Origin of the sequence: Marinobacter lipolyticus SM19, from assembly GCF_000397065.2 — a bacterium.
Lineage (GTDB): Bacteria > Pseudomonadota > Gammaproteobacteria > Pseudomonadales > Oleiphilaceae > Marinobacter > Marinobacter lipolyticus.
Map to the genome: position 1 here is coordinate 133,442 of NZ_KE007328.1, position 14,421 is coordinate 147,862.

At 56.5% G+C, this 14,421-nt stretch carries 14 protein-coding genes; 5 read left to right on the forward strand and 9 right to left on the reverse strand.

All coding sequences use genetic code 11. The features are described 5' to 3' along the window. Positions 1-3: 3 nt before the first annotated feature. Positions 4-987 carry a ketopantoate reductase family protein gene (locus MARLIPOL_RS16600; protein WP_012139466.1) on the forward strand — a complete coding sequence of 328 codons (984 nt, stop codon included), beginning with the start codon at positions 4-6 and terminating at the stop codon, positions 985-987. Continuing rightward, a complete protein-coding gene (locus MARLIPOL_RS16605; RefSeq protein WP_012139467.1) occupies positions 987-1,544 on the forward strand; it encodes a cob(I)yrinic acid a,c-diamide adenosyltransferase in 558 nt (185 codons plus the stop codon). The genes MARLIPOL_RS16600 and MARLIPOL_RS16605 overlap by 1 nt, the downstream gene beginning before the upstream one ends. A 16-nt stretch (positions 1,545-1,560) precedes the next feature. On the opposite strand, the gene MARLIPOL_RS16610 is transcribed toward MARLIPOL_RS16605, so the two are convergent. The 4 genes from MARLIPOL_RS16610 to MARLIPOL_RS16625 all read right to left on the reverse strand — a co-directional run bounded on the left by MARLIPOL_RS16610 (position 1,561) and on the right by MARLIPOL_RS16625 (position 7,586). Continuing rightward, positions 1,561-3,591 carry a methyl-accepting chemotaxis protein gene (locus tag MARLIPOL_RS16610; RefSeq protein ID WP_036192226.1) on the reverse strand — a complete coding sequence of 677 codons (2,031 nt, stop codon included), beginning with the start codon at positions 3,589-3,591 and terminating at the stop codon, positions 1,561-1,563. Positions 3,592-3,716: 125 nt separating this feature from the next. Next, entirely contained in the window at positions 3,717-4,604 is an 888-nt protein-coding gene (locus tag MARLIPOL_RS16615; RefSeq protein ID WP_012139469.1) for a hypothetical protein, read from the reverse strand. Beyond that, the gene (gene ampD / locus MARLIPOL_RS16620; RefSeq protein ID WP_012139470.1) at positions 4,604-5,233 is read right to left on the reverse strand and encodes a 1,6-anhydro-N-acetylmuramyl-L-alanine amidase AmpD; all 630 of its coding nucleotides are present in this window, start codon (positions 5,231-5,233) and stop codon (positions 4,604-4,606) included. The genes MARLIPOL_RS16615 and ampD overlap by 1 nt, the downstream gene beginning before the upstream one ends. 76 nt (positions 5,234-5,309) lie before the next feature. Further along, positions 5,310-7,586 carry a DUF1631 domain-containing protein gene (locus tag MARLIPOL_RS16625; RefSeq protein WP_012139472.1) on the reverse strand — a complete coding sequence of 759 codons (2,277 nt, stop codon included), beginning with the start codon at positions 7,584-7,586 and terminating at the stop codon, positions 5,310-5,312. Between the two features lie 222 nt (positions 7,587-7,808). Between MARLIPOL_RS16625 and nadC the strand changes: the two genes are divergently transcribed. After that, positions 7,809-8,648 carry a carboxylating nicotinate-nucleotide diphosphorylase gene (gene nadC, locus MARLIPOL_RS16630; RefSeq protein WP_012139473.1) on the forward strand — a complete coding sequence of 280 codons (840 nt, stop codon included), beginning with the start codon at positions 7,809-7,811 and terminating at the stop codon, positions 8,646-8,648. Positions 8,649-8,661: 13 nt separating this feature from the next. On the opposite strand, the gene MARLIPOL_RS16635 is transcribed toward nadC, so the two are convergent. From MARLIPOL_RS16635 to MARLIPOL_RS16655, 5 genes are all read right to left on the reverse strand, one after another. Next, positions 8,662-8,994, reverse strand: a complete 333-nt coding sequence (locus MARLIPOL_RS16635; RefSeq protein ID WP_012139474.1) for a YqcC family protein — start codon at positions 8,992-8,994, stop codon at positions 8,662-8,664. A gap of 13 nt (positions 8,995-9,007) precedes the next feature. Next, complete coding sequence (locus MARLIPOL_RS16640) at positions 9,008-9,805, reverse strand: ParA family protein (protein WP_012139475.1); 798 nt, start codon at positions 9,803-9,805, stop codon at positions 9,008-9,010. Positions 9,806-9,887: 82 nt separating this feature from the next. Continuing rightward, positions 9,888-10,604: a DnaA regulatory inactivator Hda gene (hda, locus tag MARLIPOL_RS16645; RefSeq protein WP_407638110.1), complete on the reverse strand. Its 717-nt coding sequence runs from the start codon at positions 10,602-10,604 to the stop codon at positions 9,888-9,890. After that, complete coding sequence (locus MARLIPOL_RS16650; RefSeq protein ID WP_012139477.1) at positions 10,583-11,140, reverse strand: CDP-alcohol phosphatidyltransferase family protein; 558 nt, start codon at positions 11,138-11,140, stop codon at positions 10,583-10,585. The genes hda and MARLIPOL_RS16650 overlap by 22 nt, the downstream gene beginning before the upstream one ends. A 24-nt stretch (positions 11,141-11,164) precedes the next feature. Further along, positions 11,165-12,460 carry a DUF2066 domain-containing protein gene (locus MARLIPOL_RS16655; protein WP_082446220.1) on the reverse strand — a complete coding sequence of 432 codons (1,296 nt, stop codon included), beginning with the start codon at positions 12,458-12,460 and terminating at the stop codon, positions 11,165-11,167. A gap of 154 nt (positions 12,461-12,614) precedes the next feature. On the opposite strand from MARLIPOL_RS16655, the gene purM reads away from it, so the two are divergent. Together purM and purN are read left to right on the forward strand one after the other, a co-directional pair. Continuing rightward, positions 12,615-13,679, forward strand: coding sequence for a phosphoribosylformylglycinamidine cyclo-ligase (purM, locus tag MARLIPOL_RS16660; protein ID WP_012139481.1), 1,065 nt, complete (start codon positions 12,615-12,617; stop codon positions 13,677-13,679). After that, positions 13,676-14,350: a phosphoribosylglycinamide formyltransferase gene (gene purN, locus MARLIPOL_RS16665; RefSeq protein WP_012139482.1), complete on the forward strand. Its 675-nt coding sequence runs from the start codon at positions 13,676-13,678 to the stop codon at positions 14,348-14,350. The genes purM and purN overlap by 4 nt, the downstream gene beginning before the upstream one ends. Positions 14,351-14,421: the final 71 nt, after the last annotated feature.

The following is a 14,421-nucleotide window of genomic DNA, read 5'->3' on the forward strand; positions in this document are numbered from 1 at the left end:
GCCATGGCCGATACCCGGCATCAAGTACAGAGCGGCAACGGGAATGGCCTGACAGCCATTCTCGGTGCCGGCTCTCTCGGTCGGCTCTGGGCCGCCCTTCTCCCAACGGGGACGACCACTTTCATCCTTCGCCAGCATGCCCCGGAAGAACATAAACCAGACGTGACCTATCGTTTTCAGGGCTGTCACGGTAGCCAGTTTCCGGTCACCGTTCCCTCAATGGACTGGACCACCCGACACCCCGATGTGCTGATCGCCACCACCAAAGCCGGTGACACACTGAGCGCATTGGAAGCCACACTCCCAAACCTGAAACCAACTGTGCCCGTGGTACTGTTCCAGAATGGCATGGGTAGCCAGCAGGCCGTGGCGGAACGCTGGCCAAATCGTCCCATCATGGCCGCCAGCACGACAGAAGGCGCCAATCGCCCCGACAACAGCACAACCGTTCATGCCGGCCGGGGAGAAACCTGGATTGGCGCTCTGACACCCTCCGCCTCACCGCTCGTTACCGGCGTCGCCAATCAACTGAAGGCTTCTGGCCTGGTCATCCACGAGGAACCGAACATTCTGAGGCGACTCTGGGGCAAGTTGATCATCAATGCGGGGATCAACCCTTATACTGCGATTCTCGATTGTGCCAACGGTGACATCCTCGATGCCCCGCTGTTCCGGGAGACTATCGGGCAACTGTGCCTTGAACTGGCCGAGGTGATGCATCTTGAGGGCTTGCCACCCCGTTCCCCGGAAGATATGCAGTCACAGATCGAAGCCGTTGCCAGAAGTACCGCAAAGAACACCTCATCCATGTGCAGTGATGTGCGCCGGGGCAAGCCGACGGAAATCGACTACATCAACGGCTTTATCGTCAGTCGTGCCCGTGCCCACAACCTTCCGGCACCAGTGAACCAAATGCTGACGGAACGGGTAAAACTCCGAACAACCAAACTGCACGAACCTCTTTCTGACAGTCCAGGAGCAACCTGATGGGCCACCGCCTTTCCAAGATCTACACTCGCACCGGCGACGACGGCTCGACCGGACTTGCCGACGGCAACCGCATTGCCAAGAATGCACAACGGGTTGAAGCAATGGGCACCGCTGATGAGCTGAATTGCCAGATCGGGCTGCTGATTGAGTGTCTGGATGCCGATGACAGCCTGGTAGAGACCCTGCGCCGGATACAGCACCACCTGTTTGATCTGGGAGGGGAGTTCGCCATTCCGGGCAGTCGCATGATCGGGGAAGAACACATTGGATGGCTGGAGACGACCCTTGATGAGCATAACGAAAGCCTGCCACCACTGAAGAATTTCATCCTTCCCGGCGGTACACCGGCAGCCGCCCAGTGTCATCTTGCCCGTGCGATTTGCCGCAGAGCGGAGCGGATCGTCGTCGCGCTCGGTCATGAAGACTCGATCAATGCCGCCTCCCGACAGTATCTCAACCGATTGTCTGATCTGTTGTTCGTGGTCGCCAGGGTACTGGCACGCCGGGATGGCGGACAGGAAATCCTGTGGGAACAGAAAAAGTCCGGCCTCTGAGGCCGGATCTTGGACATCAGACCTTGAAGGCCTCTACCAGACGCTGAAGGGAGGCGGTCAACTCCGACATCTGACGAGCCGAGCCCAGGGTTTCATCCGCATTCTCCGCTGTAACGTGTCCCAGGTCGCTGATTCTTTCAACGTTTGTGTTCACGTTCCTCGCAACCGCCGATTGCTCTTCCGCCGCCTGGGCAATCTGATGACTCATATCCACAATCGTGGAAATACCTCCGGCAATACGATCCAGCGCTTCGGTGACTTCCGAAGACTTACGAACCGTTGTCTCAGTGACATCATGGCTGTTGGTCATGGCCCCAACGGCATCTTTCACACCGCTCTGCAAACGGGAAATCATGCCTTCAATTTCCTCGGTGGATTTGTGGGTTCGCTGAGATAACGAGCGAACCTCGTCAGCCACGACCGCAAATCCACGCCCGTGTTCACCCGCGCGGGCCGCCTCAATCGCAGCATTCAACGCCAGCAGATTGGTTTGTTCAGCAATCGCCTTGATCTCAACCAGCACCTGACTGATGTTGTCGCTATCCGAGCTGACGCGATTGATCACCGCCACGGCACCGGATATCTCGGTCGCCAGGCGATTGATGGTTTCCACCGTATCCGCCACCACCTGGCGACCAGCTTCCGTATCATGCTCCGCGGTACCCGCACTGTCAGAGACCCGGTGAGCACTTTCAGAGACCTCATGAACGGCTTCCACCATCTGGGTCATGGCTTCATTAATCTGGCCTGATTCATCCATCTGGCGCGCGACAGCCTCACTGTTTGCCGTGGCCGTATCCTTTACGCGGGTCGCCTGTTGGTCGACATCCAGGGTTGTACGGCTCACCGAGCGAATCAGGTCCGCGATGCGGTCTGTCATGTTATTGAACTCAGTCGTTAACTCACCAAGCTCATCACGGTTATCAAGCTGAATGTGCGCCGTCATGTCACCGGCTGCCACGGTCCTTGCCGCCTCGCTGAAGCGGTTAATGGCCGTGCGCACCGACATGAAGAATCCTATATACAGGTAGACTACGACAAGCAAAACCAGGACCAGAGCAACAATGATGAGCTGCCGCTGACGGATTTCCCCTTGCAACCTGGCCGACAGGTTGTTTCCTACCACATCAAAGACGGCCTCGGTCAACGCGTCGTAGTGCGCGAGCTCGTTCGCGACCAGAGCATCAAATTCCTGCCAGGGCAATTCTAGGCGCATAGGGGTAATGACATTAACGTCCAGCTGGTCCCTGACAACCGACAGACTGAGATTGACGCTATCTATGGTATCACCGGCTTCCGCAGCCAGTTTCGGAGACGCATTCCTGGCAACAGACAAAGCGGGGGTCAGCAGAGAAGCACGGTTTGTGAGGGCATCGTATATTTCATTCAGCCCCTCACTCAGGTTGTATCCCACCTGCCCGTCTACCAGCGCAAACGTCCCGAAAGCCCTGGCACGACCTAAGACATGGCGGGCCTCTGGAAGGGATTCTCTCAAGAGCCCCAGCAGCAACAGATTTTCCCTGGATGAATCCTGACCAATGCCGGAAATCTCAATAGTAGCCGACAGCATAGCCCGAACTTTCTGGACAAACTCCTGATAGTACTTGAACTGCGGGTCGAGGTTGCTTTGGTAACTGTCCTCACTGCGCAGGGCTTCCCACTCTTCCTGTAACTGAACCAACTGCTCCTTCCAGTTACCGGAAGCATCAAATGCCAACTCGCGAGTAGACAGGTCTTGCAGGATACGACTGATGGTTTCAGCAGCCTGATCGGATTTCGCCAGAAGTTCAGAATGATCCCGGACTTTTCCGGGGGCACGATAGTCCCGGTAATCAAATGAGGCATTGAGCAGGCGATCCACTTGCTCCAGTTGTTCCAGTCCCTCGACCCCCCGGGTCATGGTTTCCACGGAACGATTCAGTTCGCCGATTACCAGCCAGGAAAGACCACCAATGGGAAGCAGGAACAGCAGACTGATCAGGCTGAACTTGTAGAACATCGGCAACCGGTTCATCAGCGCGACTGCTGGATTGATTAATTGCTTCACTGTTTGCCCCTGCCAGGTGTTTCAAAGAAAGGATGATTTATTCTTTGTTTATATTGTCGCCTAAAGTATTAAAAACTTTAGGCCTTATTGTTGTTATTCTGCAAACTTTTTCAAAAACCGGGACTTCAAACCACCCCGGCGATCACCAACAGGGCAATGCCACACACCCAAACCAGCATGCTTCGGTTCAGCAAATCTCGAATAGCTTTCAGACTTCTGCCACCAAATGCGGTCCACTCATCCGGATGAACCTGAGCAAAGCGTGCGGGATCCAGTGCGTATCCCGTCAATGCGCCATTGGCGGCCCGAATCAGTACCTGGTCAGCTGCCAAGCCGGACGCAAACAACACGCCCCGCACATCTTTCAACCAGCCGGCGAGATCTCCCGCCAGACCAAAGGTACAGGCAAGCAGTCGTGCGGGTATCCAGTTGGCTAGTCCGGCAATACGGGCGTAGTGAGGGCGTGCAGCCGCTTGTGGCCAATGCTCCCGCAATGCCACCAGCCCCCTTGCCAAAAAGGCCAGACCAATACCACCCACCACATACCAGAACGCCACCAGGAAAAAGCGCTCAAACACAGCAACCAACAGCTTCTTGGACAAAGCCAGATGCATTTCATCCGGTGAAATTGCCTGCCCCCGCTCGTCAGCGGGCAGACAATCCTGGATATGATGCCAGGCTGCCTGCATATCCCCCCTGCTCCATGCTTCGCTGTACGCCCTCAGAAGCGGCTTCCATCCCGGCGCTCCCATCAGTAGCAATAACAGCAGGAACTCCAGGGGATACAATGACATGCGCCAGCCATAGATCGACGCCGCCCAGACCACCCCCACCAGCAACAATGCCGGCACAATGACTCGCACCAATCCCCAGCGGATTTCCACTTCCCGCCCAGCCTCTGATGAACGTGCAGAACGAAACCATACCCGCCATACCCGGTCACCGGACAAGCTATCGGAAAGGTCCAGCCGGCGACGGACCAGCCAGGCACACAGAAACACCACCAGTACCATCAGGACATCTCCCCTGTCGTTGCGTCCGGATCGGACAACCGCTGGCGGTAATGCTCCCAGTCAAATACCGGGCCGGGGTCGGTTTTTCGGCCTGGTGCTATATCACAGTGGCCGGTAATCCTGTCTCCGGTAATCCTCGGCCATGCTTGCATGATCAGCCTTGAGAGTTCCGCTAACCGCTCGTATTGCACCGGTGTGTAGGGCACATCATCGGTACCCTCCAACTCGATCCCGATGGAAAAATCGTTGCACTCGTCTTCACCGCGAAAACTCGAGCGCCCGGCATGCCAGGCACGCTCCAGCAGACTGACAAACTGCACAATCTGTCCATCACGCCGAATCAGCGCATGAGCGGATACCTTGAGTTCAGCAATGGTTTCAAAATACGGATGTTCGGAGGCATCCAGGCAATTACAGAAGAAGCGTTCAATAGCAGGTCCGCCAAACTGTCCTGGCGGCAGACTTATATTATGCACTACAAGCAGTGAAATATCGGCGCCCTCGGGTCTCGGACCAAAATTGGGCGAAGGACACCAGCGCACTCCGGAAATACGACCGGTCTTGCGCAAATGGTCAATGGAATCTTGATTACAGGCTATAGCTTTCTGGCGTTGAATCGAGTCAGGCAAGGTAAATCCAGCAGGTTTGTTGCTGTTGATATCCGCACTGATTGAAGCACAAAGTTGCCCGGGTTGCTACGACGGCTCAATCCTTGCGACTGCTGCGTAGATTATCGATGATGGATTCCAGAGCCCGGTCAAAGATCAGGCCATCGTCCAGCATTGTAATCTCATCGCCGGCCATGGCCTGTGCCAGGGAATCCCGATGATACTCGGCCACTTTCGCACCACTGCGATTGACAAAAATGTACTTGCCTGTCGCCTTGATGAATGCCGCCAGCTTGCAGCGGGTCTTGGTGGCATCTCTGGTTAATTCGATCCAGGAACCCACTCGCAGGTTGTCCGCGCGATCAAGCCATGCCTGCTCAATCGCTGGCTCAGGTGCGTCGCCAGTTCCGACAGCAACCTCTTCCGTCGCTTCCCGACGCTCAGCCGACTCAGTCTCCCGGAGATCGTTAACAGATTCCACATCGCCCACATCAGCAGGCCCGTGATCGTCGACAGATGGAACGTCGTCGGGGCAGCTATCGATGGATGGGGCGACTCTGGACGTCACCAGCCGCTGAAAAACATCAACATGGGCCAGTTCAAGATCACGGATCGCCGCATCCGTGGCGAACGGATCCCACGAGATTTCCTGAAGCGCATGGCGCAAGTTGTCCACGATCGAAGGAATCGACCGCAACAACTCGGTACGGGTTTCTTCGGTTACAGGCCGGGGATCCACACTCCAGACCAGCTTTCGCGTCAAATCAACGGCAGACGCCCAGCTTTCACTGCCCTCCCCATCTCTTAACACCTTCCACTGGAGGTACTTGCTCCAGGCTTCCCGCATCAGGTTGTTGACTGAATCCGGCAGCTCTCGCCCCGCCGTCATTTCATCCAACATCTGACGGGCTGCCTGAGCCGCCTGTTCCTGTTTCGCTCGCCCCTCTTCCGCATCACGCAGACGCTGCTCAACCAACTCCCTTCGCCGACGGTCAAGATCCATGAAATGACTGAAATCCGCGAGCAACTCTCCGAAAAGGTCCACGTTATCGGTAAAGTCGTTCAGAACCCGGTCCACCACGGATTCGATTTTTTCCCTCAGGGGATCCCGCTGGCTATTTTGCTTTTCTGTCCAGCCAATGGCGGACATAGCCAGCTCATTGAGAAGCTTGCGAACCGGGTGTCCGCCACGGTTGAAAAAGTTTTTGTCACTGAGGGCGACTTTCAGAACCGGAATTTGCAATCGGCCAATCAGAGCTTTCATAACTGGATGGAGCTGACGGTCTTCCAGAATGAAATCAAACAGCATCGACACCAGGTTGATCACGTCGCTGTCCACCTGGCCTACATTGGACGCCCGACCATTATTGATTTTGAGCACGGGCTGCAGCTGCTCGGTCAGCGACACCACTCGCCCCTGGTCCCAATGTCCGGGTAATGACTGAACATCATTCAGCCGCGCCATGAGAGCCCCGGTATCCAGAAAACCATCGACGCCAGCATTAGCGCCTACTCCGTCGTTGCCGCGACCTTGATGGAGCAGCGCACTGAGTTCAGAAAAGGTTCCTCCGGACTGGCCGGCCGATGAAGAGCCACCCCCCGGGGCGCTATTTTCATTGGCCGTCCGCACCGGTTGGGTCGCCCCGGCAGACTTCGATGATGAGGAACCCTGACGACCATCAACAGGCGGGCGCTTCATATCCGGCAGCACGCCCTCGGCGATCAGAGTACGGTTTGCTTGCTGATAAAAATCGCCGAGGGTATCGGCCAGCAAGCGATCAAACAGTTTCAGCACGACCAGCTTTGCACGAATATCTATTTCCAGATCTGAGCAGGCCTCCGCCAGCCCACCACAGATGACTTCAGGACTCAGGGGCATCTGGCTGTCACTGAGACGCACGGACGGTACCAGATGATGTACCCGGGCATTCAGCATTCTTATGGCAGTCGCATGCCTGTTTCGTAGCTTGCTGACCAGGTTTTCAATGGCCACGCGCTGTTCCAGTTCGGAATGGTCCAACAAGCTCAGCGAGTCCTGGTCCACAGCATCCAGGGTCGCGCTGGCATTGTCGGGATGGAACTTGCCAATATCGTTGAAGGCCCGACTGATGTACTGGAGGATGGAAACGGTCATCAGCTTGCGGCGCAGCCGCAATTCACGCATGGCATCAAAGTAGGCGGTCCGGTCCTCATTCGAGCCGGCCTTATCGGCCAGTTCGAACAGGGCATCGTCCGAGTTGTCAAAAAAACCCGCCAATACAGACTTCAGTGACTGACCCGATGCGTCACGCAGACGAACCAACCCATTGGGCAAGGCAAACCGGCCTCCGGATGTCCGTGCTGCGAAACTGACCACCTTGCTATCCTGCGCCATTTGGCTGCTCCGGGTATTAAGTGACAAACTAATCGGGCTTTACTCCACTGCATATCCTAAGTCTTATCAACGTCACCTTGTGTCAGAATTTGTCACCTTTTGTGACCAGTAGATGCAGTTCACATTTTAGCAGTCAACCAGGTTCCCGTTTGGCGAATCTGCTGGCTGGCTATAGAATCACGCCCCAGACCCCAACAACTCTCTTTTTACCGGACAGTTACCATGATCCCAGCCGAAATGCTTCGCCAATCCCGTGTTGAATCCATCGCGCTCAGTCTGCGAGAAGACATTGGCAGCGGGGATATCACGGCACAACTGATCCCGGCTGACAAGATCAGCACTGGTCGCGTGATTACCCGTGAAACCGCGGTGATCGCAGGGCGCCAATGGGTCGACGAGGTGTTCCGACAGGTAGATCCATCCCTTGAACTGACCTGGCATGTAAAGGACGGCAATCGTGCTGAGCCCGACAGCGTGCTGTTCAGCTTCAAAGGGCCGGCACGCGGACTGCTGACTGCCGAACGGGCTGCCCTGAACTGGCTGCAGACACTCTCGGGAACCGCAACCGTCTGCGCCGCTTACGCGGAGCAAGTCGCCCACACCGGTGTTAAATTGCTGGACACGCGCAAAACGTTTCCTGGTCTGCGCCTTGCGCAAAAATACGCAGTCAGCTGCGGCGGCTGCTACAACCATCGCATTGGCCTGTGGGATGCATTCCTGATCAAGGAAAACCACATTGCTGCCTGCGGCTCCATTGCCCAAGCGGTCAGCGAGGCCCGTCGCATTGCCCCCGGGCGCCCCGTAGAAGTGGAAACAGAAAATCTGGACGAGCTGGATCAGGCGCTGGAAGCAGGTGCCGACATCATCATGCTTGACGAGTTTTCACTGGAAGATATGGCCAGAGCTGTCACCACCACTGCCGGCAGGGCAAAGCTGGAAGCATCTGGCGGAATCAACGCCAACACGCTGGTGCCGATTGCCGAAACGGGAGTCGACTATATATCCATTGGTGCATTAACCAAGGACGTCCGGGCCGTCGATCTCTCCATGCGCCTGGACTAGGATCGCTTCAGGGCTACCCTGACAACAACTCGTCCATGACCTCCAGCTCCCGAATCAGCCCCTCGCCGGATTCGGGACGCCCGCGAAAATGTTCCTCTGCCATGGGTGCCATACCGGAAACCGATGGCAGCGTGCGATCCTCCTCAATGAGAATCTTCAGGCGAGCGACGAATACAAACTGCAGCCACTGGGTAAACTCCAGAGTGTCTATGCAGAACGGCTGTGTGCTGTCAAAAGCTTCAGGGGGCGGCGCCTTACTCTCCCACGCCCCAATCTGACGGAGTTGCATTTCAATTCTGAGCAGGCTGTCCGCAACTTCCGCAATCTGACTGGATGACTGTGACATAAACTCCCCGAAATCAGTCTGCGAGCGGCTCCAGTTCCACGGTCTCGCCATGCAGAACCTTGAACAGGTCTTCAAACTGCCTGGTCAATGCGTGTTTTGGGGCCATGTGAGCCAAAGGCTGCCGACTTTGATGAGACTCTTTCATTTTGACGGAACTGGATAATCGCACCGGCAATACTGGCAACCCTTCTTCGGTCAATTCACGGACCAGTTGCTTCGGCAGACTCGCACGGGGCTGGAACTGGTTGGCGATAATGCCCTCCACCACCAGATCCTCGTTATGATCTTCCTGCAGGTCACGGATTTCGTTGAGAATATTGTATAGTGCCTGACGGGAGAAATCATCGCAATCGAACGGAATCAGGCATCGCTGGGCGGCAATCAACGCTGATCGGGTGTAGAAATTCAGGGCCGGTGCGGTATCGATGTAAATGGCATCGAAGGACTCTCCGAGCTTCTTCAGTGCCTCCCGCAGCTTGTATATCTTGTGCTTGGCTTCCAGTTTGCGCTCAAGAAAATCCAGCTCGGGACTGGAGGGCATGACAAACAGATTATCAAACGGCGAGGCGTGAACAAACTCGTCGGGGCGACGGTTGAACACCGTAAAAGCTACCGTTTGCTCCAGCATATCGGCCACGGTGTCCTTCAGGTCAGCGGCAGGCTTGCCCAGCAGATAGTGTGTCGAGTTACCCTGAGGGTCCAGATCTACCACCAATGTACGTTTTCCCCTGGCCGCACTGATCGCCGCCAGGTTACAGGTAATACTCGACTTTCCGACACCACCTTTCTGATTGAAAACGACTCGTCTCATTTCTTCCCCCTGACGTAACTCTGCGCTGCCCGACTTCCGTCGAACCTGCTGCTTCTGATGTTATTGTAAATGTTCGAGACCGTCACCAGCCCATAACGGACTTGACGAACGGTATGGTCAACCTGCGCTGTGCCTGCAGGGAGTTCTCATCCAGGCGATCCAGTATTGCCAGCAACTCGCCCAGCCTGCGTGGTGCCCGGCGCAGAATAAAGCCTGCCACGTCGTCACCCATAACCAGTCCACGCTTCTCTGCCCTTGCCATCAGGATTTTCAGGCGATCGTCATCCCGATAGATACCCAACTGGATCAACAAGCCATGAGCAAGCCGCGACACCAGATCCGGCAACACAAGCGGCAGGGAACCCGGTACCTCCGACATACTGACGAGTAACAAATGACCGTTATCGAGTACGCGATTGTACAGATGGAAGACCGCTTCTTCCCAGTCTTCCCGACCGGCGATCAGGTCGACATCATCAAGACAGATCAGAGCCTGGTTCTCAAGGCCCGACAACGCTTCTGGCCCAAACGGCAGCAGCTCCTGGATACTGACGCAAACCGCCGAATCATCACGACTTTCCATGAAGTGACAGGCAGCCTGTAACAGGTGGCTTTTACCCGTATCCGAATCACCGCAAACCACCACGACTGGAACGCGACTCTCATCACGACAAACGGCTTCCAGACGAGCAGCGGCCTCGGCATTCCGGTCACCGTGAAAGTTATCAAACCGCGCGTCGTCCCGGAGCTTGACCCCCAAAGCCATTTGTGACGAACTCACTGTCGCTTTGCCCTCCAGGCCCGAACGCTCCAGACGACCAAATAGTGCCCGCCACTGATAATCGCCGAAACTGCGACCAGAAAAATGCCCACTTCCAGCACCCATGGCGGCATAGGCAACCCTGCAAGCAGCACAATGATAGCGAGCACCACCAGAATCTGAATCAGTGTGTTGAATTTGCCCGGAATACTGGGCTCCATATCAAATCGACCGACACCATAGTGATACGCCAACCCGCCAATAACAATCAGGATATCCCGACCGAGGACCAGGGTAAAAAGCCAGAGTGGGAGTACGCCGGTCCAGGTCAACATCAGGTAGGCCGTGATCAGCAGCGCCTTATCCGCCAGGGGATCCGCAATAGCCCCCAGGCGGGATTTCCAATTGAACCGCCTGGCGAGAAAGCCATCAAAGGCGTCCGAAGCTGCTGCTACAAAAAATATTCCCAACGCCATGCGGTAGTCACTGGCCAACAGCGCGGCGGCAAACGGAGCAATCAGCACGAAGCGCAAAAACGTCAGAGCATTGGGTATCCAGCGCCACCGTTCTGACATCAACAGGCTCCCTCTACCCTATGGTTACTCGGCGTCATCCGTACTGATCACCGATGCTGGCTGCCAGCGATAATGGAGAATTTCGTAGAGCGATTCAAAAGTCTCCTCGACCTCCTCACTGCCACTCAATAGTGGCTGGTAGGCATACAGTGGATCGGACATGGCATCCGCGGATTCCTGCACCGCTCCCACCGGGGGCTCTTCCGGGGGCTCTTCCGGGCTCTGCTCCGGGGAAGACTGCTCGGCAGGCTCGCTATTCACCGCCTCCGCTTTGGATAACGGCACAAAGCGAGTATCCAGCGCTATATATTCCCGAAGTTGCTCAAGCTCACCCGAGAAGGCAACCCTCAGAGTAAGCTGATCCCCTGCAACTCTGGAAGCGCCGACATCCTGCACCGGAGTCAGGTTATCCAGAACACGGATGATGTTGCCATAATCCTGCAAGGTACTGACACCCTGAATAATAATTTCGACCCTGGGCAGATCCCCGACATCACCGGCAGCCACCGCGTAGCGGCTGGCAAAAGCGTCAGCCCACCGATCAATCACCTTTTCTGCCAGCGCCCTCTCACTTCCGGCAGTCACGGATTGCTCACCCTCGTCCATGCCCATGCCGTCAAAAATCCAACCGGCGCGCCACTGATTTCCGGAACGGCTTACCCGAACCAGCGCCATCAAATCGTGATCAAGATCCCCGGAAGCCGACTTCACACGGCTGGTGAACTGCCCCCAGATATCCGATAGCAGCTCACGATTCCCCGCCATCGACCCGGGAGGGAGATTGATGGGTAAACCTCGATCAGCCGCAGCCTGCCGGAAGGCTGCTGACCACGGGCTGCCAGCATTATCAGCACCCGCTCCTGAGGTTAGCAACGACCGGGAGCCTCGCTCCTCGACCGCAATCCAGGCCAGCGTCAGGGGACGATTTGCCCCCCAAACCGGGGCATTGACCGATGCCAGCGCCCTGTTCACGCCCACAGCACCGAAACTCATGCGGAGGCGATCGCCTCCTTCGCCGCGAAGCAGTTGATAAGACTGAAGCAGGGTTTCGGCATCCTCAAGGAGCGATTGCACACCCGCTTGCCCGCGAATATTACTGTTGCCCGACACCCGGATAAGAACCTTTTCGAGGCCATCGGCATAGCCTTGTCGAAGCTGGCCAGCTTGCCCCCCCGCAACAGGCACCTCCACGGTATACAGCCCGCTAACGGTCGCTGCCCCGACCGGAAAGACCGCCAAGAGGGCCAGGGCGCCGGCTAACGGCAAGATGTGCCGCAATAAACGCGCTGCCCGTGTCGAAATTCGTCCTGATAATGACATGAAACACCCTGCAATTCGCCTGAATGGCGCATAGGATACACCAAGGCCCAAGTCGTGAGTAGCTAACGGGGATTTCGGAAAATCAATTTGGAGCACCACCGCTCACCTGTTAAAATCCGCCGCCTGACCCACTGGCCAAACGGTTAAGCACACCATGAGCGAACAGAAGCCCTCCCTCACCTATCGCGATGCTGGCGTCGATATAGACGCCGGCAATGAACTCGTCAACCGCATCAAGGATACCGCAGCCCGTACGCGTCGCCCGGAAGTGCTTGGAGGGCTGGGCGGTTTTGGCGCCATGGTTTCCATTCCCACCGGTTACCGCGAGCCGGTATTGGTGTCCGGCACCGACGGCGTTGGTACAAAGCTGCGACTGGCCATGCAACTGCAAAAACACGACAGCATCGGCATCGATCTCGTTGCCATGTGCGTGAACGATCTTGTGGTCGGCGGTGCCGAGCCCCTGTTTTTCCTGGATTACTACGCAACGGGTAAGCTGAACGTCGACGTTGCTACACAGGTCGTGGCTGGTATCGGTGAAGGCTGCGAACAGGCGGGCTGCGCACTGGTCGGCGGTGAAACCGCTGAAATGCCGGGTATGTACGAGGGTGACGATTATGACCTGGCGGGCTTTTGTGTCGGAATTGCGGAACGTAGCGAGATCATTGACGGTAGCCGGGTACAGAATGGCGATGTCCTGATTGCACTGGGCTCCTCAGGGCCACACTCCAATGGCTACTCGCTCATTCGTAAAATCATTGAGGTCAGCAAGGCCGACCTGAGCCAACCCTTGGGCGACAGCACCCTGGCTGACGCCCTGATGGCACCCACACGTATTTACGTCAAGAACCTGCTACAACTTTTCCGCGAAGTCGATGTACGGGCATTGTCCCACATCACCGGTGGCGGCTTGCCGGAGAATATTCCCAGGGTACTTCCTGATGGCTCCGTCGCTGCAATCGACACCTCAAGCTGGACACTTCCACCGGTATTTCAGTGGCTCCAGAATGCCGGAGGTGTTGCCAGCGAGGAAATGTATCGCACCTTTAACTGTGGCGTCGGCATGATTGTCTGTGTACCGGCCAACCAGAGGGATCTCGCTCTCGATACTCTCAACTCCATGGGCGAACAGGCCTGGCAGATTGGCATGATCGAAAGCGCGGACGATGCCTCAGCAAAATCTGTGGTTCGCTACGCGCCGGGACTGCTTGCCGAATGAATGCCGATCCAGCACCACAGCCACGCATTCTGGTTCTCGCCTCTGGCAGCGGAACCAATCTTCAGGCGTTGATTGATGCCAGCCGCGAACGGGACTTCCCGGGGCAGATCGTGGCTGTCGGCTGCAATCGCCCGCAGGCGTTTGCACTGGAGCGGGCAGCCCAGGCTAACATCGACACGTTCATCGTGAACCATCAGGATTATGGATCGAGGGAAGAGTTTGATGGCGCCCTGATGGCAGAGATTCGTCGACACAATCCGGATCTTGTCGTCCTGGCCGGATTCATGCGCATCCTGACAACCGATTTTGTGCGGGCATTGCGGGGCACCATGCTGAACATCCACCCCTCACTGCTTCCCAAATACACCGGACTGAATACTCACCAGCGCGCACTCGAAGCTGGCGACAAGGTGCACGGCGTCTCTATCCATTTCGTGACTGAGGAACTGGATGGCGGCCCGGTGATTGCCCAGGCAGAAGTGACGATCGATCCGGATGACACCCCGGAATCCCTCGCGGAGAAAGTTCAGGAAAAAGAACACCTGCTTTACCCGATCGTGGTTCGGTGGTTCTGCGAAGGACGCATCCACCTGGGTACCGACTACGTCCTGTTTGACGGCGAACTGCTCAAGCAGCCTATGCGACTGCCTGATGAGCGGGTGACTCACTAAACAGATTGTCATCCTCCCGCATAGCCGGACGGGCTACACTGACGACATCATGTAGCCGTGCGCAACAGGAG